The sequence below is a fragment of the Mesorhizobium sp. M0496 genome (assembly GCF_040321205.1).
Lineage (GTDB): Bacteria > Pseudomonadota > Alphaproteobacteria > Rhizobiales > Rhizobiaceae > Mesorhizobium.
The window spans coordinates 33,863-51,689 of record NZ_JAMYRC010000016.1 but is presented as its reverse complement, the minus strand read 5'-3'; the positions used below and the strand labels follow the sequence as shown (position 1 = coordinate 51,689).

At 59.0% G+C, this 17,827-nt stretch carries 14 protein-coding genes and 4 pseudogenes; 4 read left to right on the top strand and 14 right to left on the bottom strand.

The features are described from left to right. Positions 1 to 420: 420 nt before the first annotated feature. A pseudogene (locus NKI73_RS16005) lies at positions 421 to 675 on the bottom strand (hypothetical protein); the annotation flags it as partial. A 176-nt stretch (positions 676 to 851) separates the two neighbouring features. On the opposite strand from NKI73_RS16005, the gene istA reads away from it, so the two are divergent. Both istA and istB read left to right on the top strand, forming a co-directional pair. After that, a complete protein-coding gene (istA, locus tag NKI73_RS16000; protein ID WP_352631247.1) occupies positions 852 to 2,405 on the top strand; it encodes an IS21 family transposase in 1,554 nt (517 codons plus the stop codon). A gap of 16 nt (positions 2,406 to 2,421) precedes the next feature. Beyond that, positions 2,422 to 3,198 carry an IS21-like element helper ATPase IstB gene (istB, locus tag NKI73_RS15995; protein WP_352631245.1) on the top strand — a complete coding sequence of 259 codons (777 nt, stop codon included), beginning with the start codon at positions 2,422 to 2,424 and terminating at the stop codon, positions 3,196 to 3,198. 101 nt (positions 3,199 to 3,299) lie between these two features. On the opposite strand, the pseudogene NKI73_RS33655 reads toward istB, so the two are convergent. The 12 genes and pseudogenes from NKI73_RS33655 to NKI73_RS15930 form a co-directional block, all read right to left on the bottom strand. Beyond that, a pseudogene (locus tag NKI73_RS33655) lies at positions 3,300 to 5,421 on the bottom strand (hypothetical protein); the annotation flags it as partial. 511 nt (positions 5,422 to 5,932) lie between these two features. Beyond that, positions 5,933 to 6,526 (bottom strand): hypothetical protein, encoded by a 594-nt coding sequence (locus tag NKI73_RS15980; protein WP_352631239.1) that lies wholly within the window; start codon positions 6,524 to 6,526, stop codon positions 5,933 to 5,935. 98 nt (positions 6,527 to 6,624) lie between these two features. Next, on the bottom strand, positions 6,625 to 6,924 hold the full coding sequence (locus tag NKI73_RS15975) for a hypothetical protein (protein ID WP_352631237.1): 300 nt from the start codon (positions 6,922 to 6,924) through the stop codon (positions 6,625 to 6,627). A gap of 24 nt (positions 6,925 to 6,948) precedes the next feature. Further along, positions 6,949 to 7,590 (bottom strand): acyl-homoserine-lactone synthase, encoded by a 642-nt coding sequence (locus NKI73_RS15970; RefSeq protein ID WP_352631235.1) that lies wholly within the window; start codon positions 7,588 to 7,590, stop codon positions 6,949 to 6,951. A 622-nt stretch (positions 7,591 to 8,212) separates the two neighbouring features. After that, a complete protein-coding gene (locus NKI73_RS15965; protein ID WP_352631233.1) occupies positions 8,213 to 8,629 on the bottom strand; it encodes a hypothetical protein in 417 nt (138 codons plus the stop codon). Between the two features lie 36 nt (positions 8,630 to 8,665). Beyond that, positions 8,666 to 9,322 (bottom strand): acyl-homoserine-lactone synthase, encoded by a 657-nt coding sequence (locus tag NKI73_RS15960; protein WP_352631231.1) that lies wholly within the window; start codon positions 9,320 to 9,322, stop codon positions 8,666 to 8,668. Between the two features lie 84 nt (positions 9,323 to 9,406). After that, the gene (locus tag NKI73_RS15955; protein WP_352631229.1) at positions 9,407 to 10,132 is read right to left on the bottom strand and encodes a helix-turn-helix transcriptional regulator; all 726 of its coding nucleotides are present in this window, start codon (positions 10,130 to 10,132) and stop codon (positions 9,407 to 9,409) included. 418 nt (positions 10,133 to 10,550) lie between these two features. Next, positions 10,551 to 10,739: pseudogene (locus NKI73_RS15950) on the bottom strand (TIGR00730 family Rossman fold protein); the annotation flags it as partial. 986 nt (positions 10,740 to 11,725) lie between these two features. Further along, positions 11,726 to 11,833 (bottom strand): annotated as a pseudogene (locus NKI73_RS15945) (ABC transporter permease); the annotation flags it as partial. A gap of 265 nt (positions 11,834 to 12,098) precedes the next feature. After that, entirely contained in the window at positions 12,099 to 12,719 is a 621-nt protein-coding gene (locus tag NKI73_RS15940) for a nitrogen fixation protein NifQ (RefSeq protein ID WP_352631337.1), read from the bottom strand. A 352-nt stretch (positions 12,720 to 13,071) separates the two neighbouring features. After that, positions 13,072 to 13,263 carry a ferredoxin gene (locus NKI73_RS15935; RefSeq protein ID WP_023736308.1) on the bottom strand — a complete coding sequence of 64 codons (192 nt, stop codon included), beginning with the start codon at positions 13,261 to 13,263 and terminating at the stop codon, positions 13,072 to 13,074. 40 nt (positions 13,264 to 13,303) lie between these two features. Continuing rightward, the gene (locus tag NKI73_RS15930; protein WP_352631227.1) at positions 13,304 to 14,521 is read right to left on the bottom strand and encodes a cytochrome P450; all 1,218 of its coding nucleotides are present in this window, start codon (positions 14,519 to 14,521) and stop codon (positions 13,304 to 13,306) included. Between the two features lie 640 nt (positions 14,522 to 15,161). On the opposite strand from NKI73_RS15930, the gene NKI73_RS15925 reads away from it, so the two are divergent. Then, a complete protein-coding gene (locus tag NKI73_RS15925; protein WP_023736306.1) occupies positions 15,162 to 15,335 on the top strand; it encodes a hypothetical protein in 174 nt (57 codons plus the stop codon). 79 nt (positions 15,336 to 15,414) lie between these two features. Here the strand turns inward: NKI73_RS15925 and NKI73_RS15920 are convergent, their stop codons facing one another. Further along, positions 15,415 to 16,482, bottom strand: a complete 1,068-nt coding sequence (locus NKI73_RS15920) for a hemin-degrading factor (protein ID WP_352631225.1) — start codon at positions 16,480 to 16,482, stop codon at positions 15,415 to 15,417. A gap of 683 nt (positions 16,483 to 17,165) precedes the next feature. Between NKI73_RS15920 and NKI73_RS15915 the strand changes: the two genes are divergently transcribed. Then, complete coding sequence (locus NKI73_RS15915) at positions 17,166 to 17,486, top strand: HesB/IscA family protein (RefSeq protein WP_023766895.1); 321 nt, start codon at positions 17,166 to 17,168, stop codon at positions 17,484 to 17,486. Positions 17,487 to 17,827: the final 341 nt, after the last annotated feature.

Below are 17,827 nucleotides of genomic sequence, written 5' to 3'. Positions count from 1 at the left end.
AAGTCTGCGACACTTCTCCCACGTGCGCTAAGCACCTCGCACACGAGCGTGGTAGAAGCAGGGCTTACGACCAAATATCCTGGACATTGTCCGATTCTAACCCGCCGATCCTAGGAAGGTCGGCTGCTACTTCGTCGCCGTCACGGCAGGATATGCTCCGAAGTGACATAACATAGTCTGACGCTGACCATGTAGGATCTGGGTAATGATAGCGGTTGCGACGGTGTAGTCCCGGGCCGAAACCTTAAGGTGACACCCTTACGAGCGAAATCGGTTACGCGTCGTAGGTCCCCGTCCAGCATCGTATCCGTCGCCCTGCTACCCCATGTGTGCCGAAACACTGCACCGGTCGTTCCAAGGAAACTCCGTGTTTTCCGACAACGGTTCCAGTGCGGAATTATTCTTTCAGACTAATGCCCTTCAGGCCGCCTGCCAGACTTGGTTCAATATCCGCGCAGCAAGTGCGGCTTTGTCTTGCGGCAGAAAACGACCGTAGTGGTGCGCCACCATGTCGGGCGTGTCCTGGATCGCGTAGCTTGCCTGCTCATATGAACCGGTCTGTTTCAGTATGTGGGTCGCCAGAACGTCACGCACATTGTGCGGCCCGTGAGGGAGAAGGCCGGCGATCACGCCGCGCTGCGTATATGGATTGTAGATGCCATATCGCTGGATGACTGCGTGTTTCGGTAAATCCCGGACGCCGATTTCACTAAGTCCCGGACAGTGATTTCAGTAAGTCGCGGACAGCATTTCCGCTAAGTCCCGGACAGTTTCCGGGGCGGATTTGACGGTCGGTTCTCGGCTGCGCCGTTCTGGCATTTTGACCTCTCACGATGACGTTGAGAGGGGCCATGCCAAGACGGAAGCAAACGAGACAGACGACGGTGAAGGACATCCGAGCGATCTTGCGCCTGACGCATGAGCATGGCCTTTCGGTGCGTGCGGTATCGGAACGGCTGAAGATCAGCAAGACGACGGTTTCGACCTATCTGTTACGCGCGAGCGAGGCGGGGCTTTCGCGTTGGCCGTTGCCGCCCGGCTACGACGACGATGCCGCGCTCGAGCGGCTTCTGTTCCGCCGGATGGGCCGGCCGCCACAGGATCTGAGTGAGCCCGACTGGGCGCTGATCGTCCGGGAGCTGAAGCGCAAGGGCGTGACGCTGACGCTGTTATGGCAGGAGTATCGCGCTGCCCATCCCGACGGTTACGGCTACACCTGGTTCTGCGAGCACTTCGCCGCTTTCGAGCGCCGGACGAGCGCAACGTTCCGCAATCGGCATGCGGCGGGCGCGGTGATGCAAACCGACTATGCCGGGCAGACGGTGCCGATCATCGATCCTGCTACCGGCGTCATCCACGCCGCCCAGATCTTTGTCGCGGTGCTGGGCGCCTCCAATCTGACCTTCGCCTTTGCCAGCTCCAGCCAGAAGCTGCCGGACTGGATCGAGGGCCAGATGCGGGCGCTTGCCTTCTTCGGCGGAGTCACCAAGGCGATCGTCTGCGACAACCTGAAGGCTGGCGTGGCCAAGGCGATGTGGTTCGAGCCGACGCTGAACACGACCTTTGCGGCGATGGCCGAGCATTACGACACCACCATCTTGCCGACCCGCAGCCGAAAGCCGCGCGACAAGGCCAAGGTCGAAGGCGCGGTGCTGATCGTCGAGCGCTGGATTCTGGCCCGGCTCCGGAATCGCTCTTTCTTCTCGCTGGCTGAGCTCAATGCGGCGATCGCCGAGCTGCTCGAGGAGCTGAACAACCGGCCGATGCGCCATGTCGGCAAAAGCCGCCGCGAACTGTTCGAGGAGATCGAGCGGGTGGCCTTGAGGCCGCTGCCGGCGACGCCGTTCGAATATGCCGAGTGGAAATCGGCGAAGGTGCATCCCGATTACCATGTCGAGATCGACAAGACCTTCTACTCGGTGCCGCACCGGCTGATCGGGCGCACCGTCGACGTGCGGCTCACCCACCGGGTGGTCGAGATCTTCCACGATCACCAGCGCGTCGCCTGCCATGTCCGTCGCTCGCAGCGTTCCGGCCATGTCACCGTCAATGAACACATGCCCAAGGCGCATCAGCGCTACGCCAACACCACGCCGGCCAGCCTGATTGGCCGGGCGGTCAGGATCGGCCCCAACGCCGCCATCCTGGTCGAGCGCATGATGCGCGACCGGCCGCATCCGGAACAGGGATACCGCTCGGCCATGGGCATTCTGTCGCTGGCTCCACGTTATGGACCGGAGCGTCTCGATGCCGCCTGCGAGCGGGCGCTGCTGATCAACGCGATCGCCTACTCCTCCGTCACCGCCATCCTCAAATCCGGCCTCGACCAGGCAAGACCGCAGACCGAGCCGGCAAAGCCGACACCGCCGCACACCAACATCCGCGGCAGCACCTATTACCAGTGAAGGAAAGGAAGAAAGAATGCTGACAAACCCCACCCTCGACCAGATGCAGACCCTCGGCCTGGCCGGCATGGCCACCGCCTGGCGCGAGCTGGCCGAACAGAACAACGCCAATGAGCTCAGCCGCGACGAGTGGCTCGGCCTGATGCTCGACCGCGAGGTCGCCATGCGTGCCGACAAGCGCGTCAAGAACCGGCTCGCCTCAGCCAAGCTGCGCTTTCCCGAAGCCTGCATCGAGGACATTGATTTTGCCGCGACGCGCGGGCTCGACCGGCGCAGCACCATGGCGCTCGCCCAAGGTGAATGGCTGAAGGCGCATGAGAACCTGATCGTCACCGGCCAGACCGGCACCGGCAAGTCATGGCTGGCCTGCGCCTTCGGTCGGCAAGCGGCGCGGCTTGATCATTCCGTGCTCTATGTGCGCGTGCCGCGCCTGTTCGAGGATCTGGCGCTCGCCCGCCTAGATGGCCGCTTCCCGCGCCTCATCGACAAACTCACCCGCGCGCAACTGCTCATCCTCGATGACTTTGGAACCCACAGCCTCACCGACCAGAAGCGCTTCCATCTGTTCGAAATCGTCGAGGAACGCTATCGGCGCAAATCCACCCTGATCACCGCCCAGGCCCCCGTGGCCAAATGGCATGACCTGATTGCCGACCCCACCGTCGCCGACGCCATTCTCGACAGGATCGTCCACAACGCCCACCGCATCGTGCTCCAGGGCGACAGCATGCGAAAGCAAAAAGCCGCGCCCCTCTTGACCGGCGCTGAAAACGGCGAAATCAATCATCCATGAACGCAACAAGGCACCCGAGAACCGACACCGCCAAACTGTCCGCGACTTAATGAAACAGCTGTCCGCGACTTAGCGGAATCACTGTCCGGCTTTTGCGAAATGCGCAGGATGACCAAGCGCCATGCCTCATAGAACGTATTTCGATCGTACGAAGCGTTCTTGCTGGTCGCCTTCACCGTCTTGATGAAGAAGGTACCGTGGTCCTCCGTCCCTCCAAGCAGCACTTGGCGGTGGCGATCGATATATGCTTCGATATGCTCGTATAGACCACCTAGGTTCGGCAGGATGAGCCGAAATGGTTTGCTCCCAAAAAAAGATGAATTCGCGTTCTTGAATGCTACCGAAGGAATAAGCACCTCCCAGCCTTTTTCACGTTCGCTCCAGCGGAGTTCCCCGCGCTTCATGTCGGCAAGCTGGCGCTCAGAGCGAGGCAACCTCCCGCGTTCACTGACCATCAGTTGACGCAGGTTCTTCTGCCGCAACCCAAGATGCAGTCCGAACCGAAGCATTAGGAACGAGCGGACAGCTTCTGCGGCAGGACGGCGATAAATGCGTTCATCTGGCATGAGCCGGAGGATCTCTTCTGTGATCTTTCGATACTCGCCGACTGGGCTATCGGCCTCGAGCACCGGCATGATTGGTTCAAAAGGATCGCGATGTACGCGCGCGACGCGCTGAATCTCTTTCACGCGGGAGGTGGCGTGCTTGAAGTAGACATTGCAGGCGTCCTCCCAGTCTCCGCAGGCGCGATCAATATCGGTCTGTGAAACCAGTCCGTTAATGGGGCGGATGCGCGACGCCATATGCGGTTGCTGCCTAAGCCAGCCCGTCTCCTTGCGGGTCAGCGCAAGCGAGATTCGCAGCATGTCCACCTCCCATGAGGTGTAGAATCCCCGCCGCCTCTCGCGCCATTGGACATACCAGTCCCACACAGACGGGAAGACGAGCAGACCAAACGTCACATGCTGCATCGGAACGCCACAGCCGCGTACTGGTCCGCGCGGATGCGCGGCCAACGCGCCGAACATCAAACCGAGATGCTCAACTTTCTGCGATGCGGTCTCCTCGCCCCAAACACCGTTGCGCTGCAAACCAAACGCAGTGAGCGTCGCCGTCTCGAAGCGGATCAAATCCGCCATTTCCATGCCAAGCACAGGCGGCGCCTCTATGACGCCGGACATCAGGTCGGGGTCCGTGAACTGGGCACCATCATCATCCTGTTGCTCGCGCCGAACTCGATAGCCGTCATTTGCGGCATCCGACTGACCATAGGTGATACCCGGGAAACGGATGGCATAACGCTGTTTCAACGCGGCCGCCTGGAATTTCCGGTAATCAGTTGACCCACTGATAATCACGCGCCGAACCCATTCCAAGATTTCTTCCTGCTCCTCGGAACGACGCGTGTTGAAGTCGTCAGGCAAGTGCCACGCAAGCCGCCGGCGTTCAGCCGAGCCGATGTCATCGAGAAATGTGGCCGGAGGCGGAGCGCGTCTGAAGCGGGAGTCTCGCTTTAAAATAACCTGCTGAAAGACGATAACGACGCTCGATTCGAGCTAGTACTTCCATGCTCGCCACGCTGCGCGGCGATTTTGATCCCTGCAGCCAGTGACGAATTGTCGAGCGGTCTAGACTTTCGTCGTCTCGCACAACAGCGCGATGAAGATGCCAATAGCTATCGCCATGGCGACGCATCTGAAAATCCAGTGCCGCCTGGAAGCTCGGGTGATCGAACGTTTCCTCAAAAAGGGGTTTCGGGAACTCCTCAACAGCGCGCGGCTTAATACCAGGCTTCTGCTGGTCCACTGCAGCCTCCCGCTCCGACCGATCGAGCTTCTTATGACGATTAAAAGTTGGCGCCTTCCCTGCCGGCGACTGCGGACGTTCCCGCTCATGACGCTGCGGTTTAGTGTTGCGACGGCCCGCGATGGTCGCCCGCTTCGGCACAGTTTTCGTATTTCGAGCGATCATCGCGTCCAATGCTGGCTCGATTGCGGTTCGAGCAGATCGAAGCGTTTCACCGTCGAGGTCGCAAAGAGTGCCTATTTCGTGCCAATCATAGCCGCGCAGTTTTCGCGGTGGTGTGTTCGCACGGGAGATAAGGTCGAGAAGAAACGCTCTGATGCGAGCGCTTTCTTGAGGGTGGAACAGAGGGTCGAGACGAAGACGGCAGTAATCAGAGATTTTGCGAGAGAGCAGTCTGGTATGCGAAGTTTCAGTCATGCGAGCAAGCGATGCGGTTCGTCAGCGACGGTGAGTGGAGGAGTGCGCGCACATACGCGATTCTTGTCGCTGGGAGGACCAAAGCGCATGCATCTGACAGAAATATTGCAAAAGCGTTATATGAGCAGGAGCTGGAGCTTAAGGGCGCCACGCCGGACCCACTTCCGAATCAAACCCGCAGTGGAAGGCGTGATCAGATCCCGTCGTGGCAGCTCTTTCATGCTCCGACCTCGCTTGCGAGCACGCGCAATTCGGTTGGTGCAGCATGGCAGAAAGTTCGAAAAGCTTCCAGGAACCCCAGCCAAATTGGATGCCTCGTCAGCGACACATCCCCGCGAGCTCGGCAGCGGCTACAGCCTTTGGGACCAGTTTGTTCAATTGGTCTACAGATATAGACAGCGGACGCTTCATGGGTTCCTCCTCGCTATTTTGCCAAAAGACGTTTTGCGACGACATGCTCGGCCGGCCAAAATGAAATGCGGTTTCTGAATCGTGACGCGTCCGAATCCTTCTAAAAAGGAAAGGGCCACGGCGATGGCTGGCCGTCACTGAGCGTTGCAACTGTCGGATCGCCGGCAGGAATACTGGCTAGAGGCGCGAATCCAAGCTGCATGGCCTTGTGGAGGTCCGGTGTAGGAATCTCGTAGACGTTGATCTGGCCGGTCAGAGCTCCGCACAAGGCAATGTGCAACAATCCGTCGGAGGATTTGTGGCTTGAAATGACCAACACGCCGGCATCGACCAACTCCTGGGCCATCTCTGTCAAAGGGATTTCCTGGCCGAGTCCGCACTGTAACGTCCCATCATATTTATAGACGCTGGTCGCAGGCGTATCGTAGAGCCACTCCGCGAAGCCAGCCGGCCCGACGAAGCTTCTTAGGATGAATTCCCATTCTGCTGCTTTGATGACATAGGTATTTGCACGCCCGGTCGGCGCCCCACAAACTTCAGGAACGCGCACCGGGATTATGCGTTTTTCAGCGGATATTGCGTGCCCGCCAAGTGCTGACAGGACCTCCTGGTCTTCCTTAAGCGTTCGGGCTCGCCCGAGTCCGCATTGAAGGCTTCCGTCCGGACGATAAACACGAACGACTTTATCGGGCATCGTTTTTGTCCTTTCTGGAAATATCGATTGTGGCCAGCAGCGCTTCGCGAGATTGGCTTCCGCCATTCGATGCGAGGCTTTGTGGGCCTTCCTTCGTGCTATTTGCTGGTGCAGCTCTTGTCTGGATTAGGCTTCCATTCTGCGGCCTTGAGCAGATCTCCCTGCTGGCACGGGTCGGCGTCGCTGGATACCGTTCCGGTTGCCGTCCCATATGTCCCCACCACGGGCTTCGGGGCGGCATGGGTTATATTGTAGAGCTTGTCACCGTCTTTGAGGATAACGCAGCCGGCTTCAACGCCAGCTTCAGCGCATCCCGATGCTGTGACTTGCTGGGCATGTGCGCCAGTCATTTGGCCGAATAATACAACTGCAGAGGTAATCACCAGTGCGTATCTCATTATTTTCTCCCAATTTAGTCGTTGTTATGCCGATGCGTGTCGCTTGTTATTTGTGCTTTCGATGAACGGCAGTTGAATTCCGCGGTGAACCAGCAGCGAATGGTCGATGCCAAGGATCTTGCGGACGCTCGCCAGCGCCGCCTCGTTCACATCGATGTAGGCGACGATGTACCATTCGCCGTTTTCTTCGCGCTCCATGCCCATCGGCTCGGCCCGCCATTTGAGCGCACCGTGATGGGGCATGAAGTAGGTTTCCTGGACACCGCCCACCGCGCTGAGACCCTCGTCAAGCGCGTATTCCATCACCGCGCAGCACAGCTGCGTCAGCGTGCCCCGTAGCCCGGTCGAGCGTTTGTCGGGGACGACGAAGGTGCGCGTCCATTCGCCCCAATCGGGACGTCTTGGGACGCCCGATCTCTCGCACATGTGAGAAAAGACCTCCGAGACCATGTGCGGCTCGCTTGTTGGGATCAATCGAGCCGAGGTCACCACGCGACCGTCTTCGGCAAATGCTGAAATCCATGCTCTAAGGGCCGTGGGCTGCCCAATCATGCGAACGACGAGATGAGCAGTAAAATTCCGACCATGGCCTTTTAATATATTTCCTTGAATACTGTGCAAGAACGCCTCTGCGTCAGGTTCATCGAGATCAAGCGGCTGGTCCAAGGAGATCATCTTATTTTACCGTATGTAAAAAGAGGTTTCACAATTCTTACTCTATCTCAAGGAGCTATTGACGGTCCCCGGCAAAGCTATCGAAGCCAGAAAAGGGTCTTCCGCCGTTCCAGAGGTGACAATCTGAGGACATCTGAAGCACGCCGCAAATCCCTCCTGTAAGAACCACCTGCAGCTTCTGCGTATCGTACGCGCCGGAAGCTTCTCGGTTACCGCTGGGAGTTGCGTGGCAATACGAGATGCCAAGTTACATTTGCCGCCATTGAAATGGAGGCATCTGTGCTCCTCGCAAACGGCCGCAAGCCGAAAAATTTGTGTCGCCGGTATCGGTGCGGCAGTCGCGAGCACCTCGTCCGTCGCAGGAAGAGGCTCATTCAGATAAGCTACTTCGCTCCCACCTTCGATCGGAAGAACGACGCCCAACACGAGCGCTTCCCTCATGCCCGGCTGTGTGCTCGGACATCTGGTTACCGCGACAGAGTACTGGCTCGACATCACAGCGCCTAATCACGTTCGACCGGAAAAAATCCTTATGGATATTGAGCTCGCACGTACCATTTGCGCCTCCATGGCAGAGGTTATGACTACAAGGCGGTGTATCCGTGTTCCCGGATCAAGAACGTTTGCTGCGAGGCGCCCACCAAGGAAACGGCCATGGCAAGGGCATACCCTCTCCAGCGAGCGCGGCCTGCGTAGGCTTCTCTGCACGCGAAACCATCTCCTCGATTTCGTTAGTCGAACTGTGGACACGGATGCCGACGACCCACGCAGGAATTGCAAAGGCCTTGGTCACGCTGATGGGACAAATGACCTGGAGTACTAAACCGGTCGGATGGGTCGCAACGAAATCAAGATCGAGGATGCCGTCTTTGGGTGGAACTATGTACACCCACGGCGCGAGATCGGGCTGCGTCCATCCGGTTGTAGGGACAGTCCCCCGCGCCGATACCGCTATTGCAGGAGGATTCTCGGGGATCACTATCAAGCTTTCGACGTGGACTTCGTCAACGGAATAGACGCGCGACTGCATAACTTCCTCCCTGTGCGATTATTGTGTTACCCACCTCTATGCCGTTTGTTTTTCCAGTCTATCGACTTCCATGAACGGCAGTTGTTTCCCGCGGCGAACGAGCAGCGAATGATCGATACCTAGTATTTTTCGGACACTTGCAAGAGCTCGCTCATCCACTTCAATGTATGCGACGATGTACCATTCACCATTCACTTCTTGTGCCATCCCCATTGGTTCCGCTCGCCATTTGAGCGCGCCATGATGCGGCATGAAGTAGGTTTCTTGCACCCCGCCCACGGCTGTGAGGCCCTCATCGAGGGAGTACTCCATCACCGCGCAGCAGAGCTCTGTCAGCGTCCCGCGCAGCCCGGACGAGCGCTTGTCGGGTACGACATATGTGCGGGTCCATTCTGCCCAATCCGGTCGCCGTGGGACGCCGGATTTCTCACAAAGATGGGGAAAGATTTCGGAGACCATGTGCGGCTTGGTCGTTGGGATCAGCCGGGCCGAGGTCACCACCCGTTCATCCTCAATTCCAAGGATGTATGTGGCCGCGCCGGTATCGAATTGATCTACTTCCCGACCATCTGGGCTTGGCGGGCGCCAACCTTTCTGATGCACGAAGAAGTCGTGCCGACGCCGCAGAAATTCATCGAACTCGGTCTCGTAGAGATGCTTGTTCTGCGCATTGACAACATGAGCCGCTATCATCGCGCAATCCCCCACATAGTTGCCGGGGGATAATCGCAGTGGCGCTAATATGCGTCACCTGTCCGATCGAACAGTTGACAGTATTTAGGGATGGATGAGGCGGCGACGCACGGCCTCGACAACTGCCTGCGTCGTTGTCGCGACACCGAATGCTTCGCGCGCTCTTGTAGCGTGCCATTTGATCGTGCGCTCAGCGAGACCAAGAATCTGCGACGTTTCCGACGACGTTTTGCCTGCTGCGGCCCACAGCAGCACCTCTTTTTCCCGATCTGTCAGGATATCATCAACGCCGTGTTCATCGGTATTGGACAGCGCCTGAATCGACATCCCGGCATACACCGCCATCGTCACCAATTGGACCTGGTCGCGCGGGGACACGCTGCATGCTTTTGCAGAGGATGCGAACGACAGCACCGATTGCCAATGATTCACGCTCAGCATCGGCACTGCAAATCCACTCGAGATGCCAAACTCCGTCGCCTCACTCGCAACCCGTCTCGATGCATCCGTATCAGACCATTTCGGTGGAACGTCAGCCCAGAAGAACGGCTTCAGCGTCTTAGCCGAGTAGATGCACACGCCATCAACGGCGGCGTGCTCTGCTTCAAGGTAGCGCTCAAACCAGCCGGCGGGCCAGCCATTCAATTCAACCATGGGGGCAAGCTTCTGTCCGCCCAAGGGAACTCCGCTCAGAATGAGGTGTTCGAAGCCCAGATTTCTTGCCATATCGAGCAGATCAGTCAACAAAGGCCCTGTCGCCTTGTGCTTTTGACATCGCTCAACAAAGTCAAACACGTCTGAATCAATCATCAGGAGACTCCCCTCGCCTCCACGCTCACAACAAAACACATACTAAATTAGAATAGTCAAATATGTCATTAGCGAGATCTCTCGTCAAAGGCGGGGCGCTCCTTCGAAACTACAAAGAGAGCACGAAGCCTCGGGCGTGCCTGGATGCCGCTGCAACGAGGGATGCGCATCGATTGAGGCTCTCGCGGGAGGCGTGCCGCGCACTTGCAACGCCAAGGCGAACAATGTGGCGCTGCGCTCCGCGATACACGACCGCAATCAAAAGGGACTGCGCGCGATTCACAGCCATCCCTTCGAAGGAATCGACCTTCCCACCCGGCAGTCCCCTATACCCCACCTTGGGGCGTACGTCGGCGCTTAGCCTGCAGGAATTTGCCTCCATAGTTGCGGCGCCGCAGCGACGCAGGGGAAAAGATGATCAGCGCTCATCGCGAGCGATCCACTTGGTTTCGGTTGGAACAAGATAGACGGACAGCAAATCGATCAGCGCTGCCGGATTGTAGGACGCCAGCAGCATTTCCCGGTGCACAGGCTTCAGGAAGGATTCACTTACTACGTGATCGAGGAATTCGAGGAGCTTGTCGTAGAAGCCGAGGACGTTGAGGAGTGCACTTGGCTTACCGCGTTACCGTAATCTTTGTCGTGCTCTTCCTTACTGGACTGGGCTGGACCGGTTTAAATGTCGTTTTCGGCCGTCAAGCTGCAGCCACTGCAATCTACGGGAGTTCTAAGTACCGGTGCCTTGCTGCTGCACAGCCAACAGGGTGCAGATCAAGTGGAATACCCTTAAGAATTTGCGATATCCAAGCACCGGCTTTACCGTAGGCACACTAAGCGAAAAGCCGGGTGCAAATTGCATTCCCGACGGAGATGCGGTCTCGTTTGTGATGCTCCCTTTGAGCGATGGCAATTCACTGTCTGCTATTCGGATAAGGGGAGCCGAGGTAAAAGTTGAGTTCCGGTACGCGCAATGGGCCGACTTTACCGACACCGCAGAAACTCAACGTTGGCGCAATGACGGGATTGGCTACCGTAGGGTTGCGCCCTAGGTTCACGACCCATTGATGTCTGGTGCGCTATAGGTTCCATAGCTGACCTTGATGAGCGGGCCCTCATCACACATGCGAGCTAGATCGCAATGGGGAATACCAATGCTTGTGAAATCGCGCGTTCGCACTAGCCCCCGCTCTTGGGCGAGTACGACTGCCCGTTGTCTCAGCGATGGTCTTGGGACACCTGCCAATTCTATGCGCTCCGCACGCTCGCGGTCACGCTTGCGAGTCTTGACGGAGGGTTCTGGCGTAGTCTCGAGGGGGATCGGCAGCTCGTAGTTCGCGGTTTCATTCGGTCCGGGGAGCCGTATCGATCCAAAACTGCGAACGTCAAGTCCCGCCCTATGCACCCAGGGCTTGCCCCTGATTCGATGAGGTGTTGCCGCCCTATATCAATGGCGGGTGAGCGCGTCGATCAAGCTTGTCCCGTACCGGATTCATGCATCCCGACTTCTCTCACAAGTGCCCACAATTCAGCTGGCGGCGCGAAGCAGAAAGTTCGAAAAGCTTCCAGGAACCCCAGCGCGCGCCCTGCCGGAACCTGGCCGAGAATGATGGCGGAGCCGGCAGCAACGAAATTGATGGCCACGCCGGAGACAATCTGGTCCTCCCAATGGGTGAGCGAGGCGAAACTGTGCACCAGCGCGAACAATGACGTCGGTGAACCGCGGCCGCCCAGGCGCCGCAACCGCGAGGCAGGCGAGCAGCAACGGCCCGGAGAACACCAGTTGCTCGGCGGCGATGGTGCGGGTCGCATCCTGCACCGCCATCATGACGGCGCCCGCCGAAGCGAGCATCGCGAGCAATCGGACAGCATGCACAGCATTCAATCCCCGAAGGGTGCAGTCGACATTCGACAAGAGACATATGGCGCGGCGCGAGCGCTGGCGCTGTACAATTGACGAAAGCGGCTCTCAATCCGGGGCGACGCCGTTCTTGATCCGTGTGAGACGGCTTTCGCCTTCCTCCGGGCCGAAGCAGCTTTCGAAATCATTGCATTCCCGGCAACTGGGCGCGCTGCACAGCGAAAAACCTTCGGCCTCGCAGAGCTTGCGGTAAAAGTATTTCTTCCATTTCATGTTTTGGGTGTTGCCGGCCGCCAGCGTCGGAAAATGCCAGGCGAGCAGGCGGCCGAGGTCGGTTCGATTGAAAAGGCCAAGGTCCTGCCAGAGGTGGTCATTGCGCATGGCACGCCGGGCGATGATCTTGGCGAAGCGGGCGCTCGCCGGGTCGCCATGTCGGGCATGCGCCAGCAGCAGTCCATGCAGAAGTTCTTCTTCCAGATCCGGCTCGGGCTCGCTCACCTCTTTCAAGGCAAACGCGTTGATAGGAAAAGCAGGGAAACAGCGGATCAGGACATCGCGCAACTCGGCGCGCGAAAGTCCGGTTGCCTCCGTCGCCGTCGCCTCGCCGGCCTCGATCTCCTCGAGCGCACGTGAAAGCACACAGGCAAGCACATGCTGGTCGAACCTCCTCTCCAGCTCAATGTGCGGCCATTGGCCGGTGCTGAGCCGGGCATAATGTTGGGCAAATATGGTGCGTTCTCCTGGTTTCGTCCTATCAATTCATGCAGCGACCCGGCCTGCCGCAACATGGGTCGGGCAGTTCTTCGGGTGTACGCAGTCGCGGATCGCCTCGCGGTCGAGTAGTTCGGCAATTCTCGTCTGGTCCACTCGGCTCTGTCGCAAATTCTGTGATTGGAAGGAGGCGTTTCGCGAACCGCGGGGCCCTGCCGTTTGCGCCTCACGGGGAACACAGGCGCCGGAAATGCCCCCGCGGGGTGGGACGTGAACCGTGCGGGACAGAGTCGCGTGCTGAGTGCGGCCACATGGTCGGCCCCATTCAAGCCCGCCAGACTCACGGTTGAATGACGTCTGATTCAGAGCGTCAGAGAGTGAGTTCCAGCGCACGTTCAGGACAGGATCGCGCGCCTCGCGATGCAGGCAGCTCCTCCCCTTCCGCAACTTCAATGTCACCGGGCAGGATGTAGCCCTCGTCATCAAGCTTGAAGATGTCCGGCGCTTGCGCCGCGCATCGCGCGTGACCCTGGCATTTGGCCTTTTGGACGATGATGCGCATGGCGCTGCCTCCATTGTCTGTGCCCCGGCTCGGGGCCGGCCTAAGACCAGTCCAGGATCAAATTTTCGATCCCGAACACATGGCCGCCAGAAGCTATCGGCGCCGTACCCTGCTTGATCCTGAAAGCCGGGACGCGCGCCAGCCACTCCTCCAGGCCAATGACAATCTCCCGCCGGGCAAGGTGTGAGCCAAGGCAACGGTGGGGACCATAGCCAAACGCTGCGTGGCGGTTGTCCTCCCGCTCTAAATCAATCGTGTTGGGGCATTCGAATTCCGCCGGATCACGATTGGCAATCATCGTGGCGCAGGAAACATAGTCCCCCTTCCGGATCGGCGCGCCTTCGAAGTCGATATCTTTCGTGGCCACGCGGATCAACTGAATGGGCGGATAGGCCCGCAGTAATTCTTCGGTTGCGAGCGGGATGCGGTCCGGTTCGCTCCGCAGCAATTGCTGATCTTTGAGGTTGCGTGCGAGGTACGCCAAGTCAAAGCCTATAGCTGCTGCGACCGTGTCGAGCCCAGCGACGAAGACAAGCACGCCGATGCCGCGGACTTGGGTGTCCGTCAGCCGGCGGCCCTCGACCTGTGCCTGCACGATAAAGGTCATGAAATCGTCAACCGCCTCGTCGCGGCGCATGGCTGCAAGTTCGTCGATGAATGCCACGATCGTCCGGGCAGCCACAGGTCGTTCCTTATCGTCGCCGTGGAGCAGATCTTTCCCCCAGCCGACGAATGTATCGAGTCGGTCATCAGGCAACCCCAGAAAGCGAAGAAAGGTGCTCACCGCGAAAGGAAAGGCAAAATCCTTCATCACGTCGCAGCTTGTGCCCGACGCGGCGATCCTTTCGATCAGCTCGACCGCCCGTTCGCGGACAGCCGGTTCCAAAGCCAACACCCGCTTTGGCGAAAGCAGCGGATTGAGCAGTGAGCGAAAGACGCCATGGGCCGGTGGATCGAGCTCAAGCGGGATCGTCGGCCAGTTTTCACCCAGTATGGAGGAGAAGATGCTGCGATGGCTGGAAAAAGTCTCTGCGTCCTGCAGCACCCTCCGCTGGTCCGCGGCACGGGTGATGACCCAGGTACCCCGGCCATCTTGCGTGTTGTAGCGGGAGTAAAAGATCGGAGGCCCGTCATGTACGCAAGCGACAGCTGCGTGTGGATCCCCGTCGGGTGTTGGTGGCATCCCTGGCGATGTAAACAGGCTGAAGTCCCTCACCATTTCGGGTGGGACATGATCTGGAACGGGGTTGGTCGCCATTTTGTTTTCTCTACATTGGCGTTCATGGCTCGATTGAGATTGCACGGCTGTTCATAAATTCGATTTCCAGCATGGGCACGTCTCTTGTCGGGCGCCTTCTAGATTCTGTCGCCTGATACAGCCCACCTGCACCAGCGCGGATGAGATCGGTTGCGAAGTCGATCAGAAGGGGCATCTCCGCCGCTCTGCGGTCATGAAGCAAAGCCGCCGCTATCCCCGTTGGGGTTGAGAGGCTGGTCAATCACCTCTGAGCTCCGTGACGCACTGCTGATGCCCTGCTGATCAAATCGTCGAAGCAAGTCGCGTGCCGGATAGGCGTACCCATGGCGCTGCACCAAGCAATGCCAGCCTGCACTGGGCCCGCCGCTGGGATCACCTGTCCATCATTCTTAGGACAACGTCCGACAACCGACATCCGTGGTCGGTTTTGTCGAGTCCGCGACATCAAGCTGTTCGGCTTGGCTGCTGCTGCACAGCCTTCCGGTCGACGAGCGAGGAGATCGCTCGCACGGCCCGGATTGAGCAACGACGCGATCCAGCGCAGGATCGACTGCGGTCCGACAAGACCCGACGGCGCTTGCGCGCGATGATCGGAATATCAACAAGGTCGAGCCGCGCTTCGGTTCGGCGTTGATGGCGTATGCGTTTTATCGCTCGCAGGCGCTGCAAGGATTTTCGGTCAGACGGCGATGCACTCGTGCGCACCGGTCCGGCCGGCGACCAGCTTGACTGTATCGATGCGGTCCATTCCGGCGTGCATCACCTGACCGTGCGCATCCGCTACGACGGCAAGCCTTTCCGCTCATGGACCTAAATTTCCTCGCGAGCCGCTGTCGGAACGTGGTGCCGAGTCCTATGGCGGCCGGTTCAATCCGAGGGCCTGTCGGCACACTCTATATATCCCTGTCGCTCTGACCGGGAATGCGTGGCAGACTCTCGGCCAGAAACCGCCAGTCGCTGCGCTCGCGTTCGCCTTCCTTGCGCGTGCCGAAGAACTGGATGATCATCTTGCCGTCGGCGCCATAGGCTTCAATGGACGTGACGTGACCGTCCCTCGTCGGCTTGCGCACGGCCCAGACCTCGCGGATGTGATGGGTCCTCAGATGCAGATGGAAGGTCTCGTCGAGCACATTGATCCGCGGCCCGATCTGCTTGACCGACTTGATCGGGCCGGAATGGATCTGGATGCAACCACGATTGCCGACAAAGCACATGATCGGCATCTCGTCTTCGGCCGCCTGTTGGAACAGGGCGCCAACGGCATCATTGTCGAGCAGCCAAGCGTAATCTTCGTCGGCCATACGCATTGCCTGGCAGCGGCTGAGCTTCAGTGTCTTCAACATATGGTAGAACTGATGCACGTCGCTCAGCCGGCTCCAGTGCTCGCGTAGGTCGTCGGCCGTGGCGGCTTGGTCTGGACTCACTGCGTTATCGCGCGCACGGCCCGCTTCGACCGATATGATCGGCTCCTGGTCGGAGGATACCAGCTCTGCCGCCAGATCCTGATAGGCGTGCAGGTTCGAGGCGGGCCTGAGATGTACTTTGTGAATCGCCTCGCCGGCGGCATCAAAGAATTGCAGGCTGCGGCGGATCTCGGCTCCCTCGCGCTTCTCGACGGCGAAGCCATACGCCCACGCTTTCGGGAAGATGCGCAGGTCGATGTCGTCGCCGAGCACCATGGCATGCTGGTTGCCGGTGACCACTTTGTCGTAGACGCCGATCTTTTGGTGCACGGCACTTTCGTTGCGGGTGAGCGCCATCACCTCGCCGACCGCTTCGAGGCCCGTCAGCAGATCATCGACGCGCGGCTCGATGCGCACCGCGCCGTGACCACAATGCGCCGCGACCAATTCGGCTTCCGTAATGCCCAATCGAGCGGCGAGATCATGCTCCCGGATCTTCGGATTGTCTTCGCACGCCCACCGTATTTCATCCGGCGACGGTTTCTCGCGCTGGTCCATGTCTTACCCCTGATTCTACCTACGTGTAAGGATCAGCTGCCCTGCCGGGGAATCTTCAGCCGATAGGGCGGCCGTAATGCTCGTCCCTGATCTGCTGCTGGCCCATGAACAAAGTGTCGCTGGACAGCGTGCACACGGCGTCGCACCCGCGCGAAAACCGGCGAGCAGGCTCATGCCGATGGCATCCCGTTGAGCCGGTCGGCGGCTACTGGGCGGTGGTGAGCGAGTGTGGGTGTTGTCGCAATCGGCCAAGCGGGCATTCGGATGCCACGGGCGGCGCTGCTTTGCCAAGCGAGGCGTATCTGACCCGGTCCTGACATGTTGCTCCCTTGCTTCGCCCCATCCATCGCGAGGGCACCCACGGCATGATTGTAGATCGGCATGCTCTTGCCGCCTCGCCAAACGGAGCCTCAAAAACCGTGCCAATTGCGCCGAAGCAAGCTCAGAAGAAGTTCTGTATTTGGTGATGTGAGTTCAACCAAGAACTCAGGCCCAATATCCCTCGTGGCAGACCCGACAAACCCGACAGTACGTGTCGGTTGGCCGACAGCTTCGCAGCAATGCACTCACAAGAAGCACGGCAGTGTCAGAGATGCCGCGCTGTGTTGAAACGTTTTTTTCGCTTTGGCACGGTGCATGCGACGTGATGCGCAAGCAGGTCCAGGACTGAGGAGAATGGAGCCATGATTACGCTCACCGACAACGCTGTTGCCGCCTTCAAGACTGCTCTTTCCCGCGCCAGCGAGCCGGCGGAAGGTTTTCGCATCATGGTCGAGGCCGGCGGCTGCGCCGGCTTCAAATACTTAATGGGCCTGGAGAGCGTGTCGCGCGAGGGCGACGCGATCACTGGCACAAATGGGATCAAGCTGTTCGTAGACGCGGGTTCCCAACCCCATGTAGCTGGCATGACCGTTGACTTCCTCACCGGGCTCGAATCTTCCGGCTTTGTCTTCGATAACCCCAATGCGCGCGAGAAGTGCGGCTGCGGCAAGTCGTTCAGTTAAACGCCCGAAGCGCCTGTGCGGCCGACAGACTGATTTTGCGGCAGAGGAGACTTATATGGCCGGCACGACAGATGTCCCCGTCCTAAAGAACAAGGAAAACGGATCTCGGGACCGCCATTCGCTTCCGGTAGGGTGCAAAGAAGGCCGCCTCCCGAAACAGCTCGGGTCCTGGTGTCACCCGAGCTGCTTGCGGACAGATCGCGCTGCTGTGCCAAATTCGGCTCATCGAAGACCTTATCGCGTTCGGGCCGTCCTTACCTGCGGACTGACGGCGGCCACTGCGAACATGTCCATCTCGACGGAGATCCGGTCTGCGTCAAACACTCCGGGCGTCTGCGCGG

Coding starts and splice junctions, on each gene's coding strand:
- istA (WP_352631247.1), top strand. CDS start 852: ATGCCAAGACGGAAGCAAACGAGACAGACGACGGTGAAGGACATCCGA.
- istB (WP_352631245.1), top strand. CDS start 2,422: ATGCTGACAAACCCCACCCTCGACCAGATGCAGACCCTCGGCCTGGCC.
- NKI73_RS15980 (WP_352631239.1), bottom strand. CDS start 6,526: ATGCCCGATAAAGTCGTTCGTGTTTATCGTCCGGACGGAAGCCTTCAA.
- NKI73_RS15975 (WP_352631237.1), bottom strand. CDS start 6,924: ATGAGATACGCACTGGTGATTACCTCTGCAGTTGTATTATTCGGCCAA.
- NKI73_RS15965 (WP_352631233.1), bottom strand. CDS start 8,629: ATGCAGTCGCGCGTCTATTCCGTTGACGAAGTCCACGTCGAAAGCTTG.
- NKI73_RS15960 (WP_352631231.1), bottom strand. CDS start 9,322: ATGATAGCGGCTCATGTTGTCAATGCGCAGAACAAGCATCTCTACGAG.
- NKI73_RS15955 (WP_352631229.1), bottom strand. CDS start 10,132: ATGATTGATTCAGACGTGTTTGACTTTGTTGAGCGATGTCAAAAGCAC.
- NKI73_RS15935 (WP_023736308.1), bottom strand. CDS start 13,263: ATGCGCATCATCGTCCAAAAGGCCAAATGCCAGGGTCACGCGCGATGC.
- NKI73_RS15930 (WP_352631227.1), bottom strand. CDS start 14,521: ATGGCGACCAACCCCGTTCCAGATCATGTCCCACCCGAAATGGTGAGG.
- NKI73_RS15925 (WP_023736306.1), top strand. CDS start 15,162: ATGCGTTTTATCGCTCGCAGGCGCTGCAAGGATTTTCGGTCAGACGGC.
- NKI73_RS15920 (WP_352631225.1), bottom strand. CDS start 16,482: ATGGACCAGCGCGAGAAACCGTCGCCGGATGAAATACGGTGGGCGTGC.
- NKI73_RS15915 (WP_023766895.1), top strand. CDS start 17,166: ATGATTACGCTCACCGACAACGCTGTTGCCGCCTTCAAGACTGCTCTT.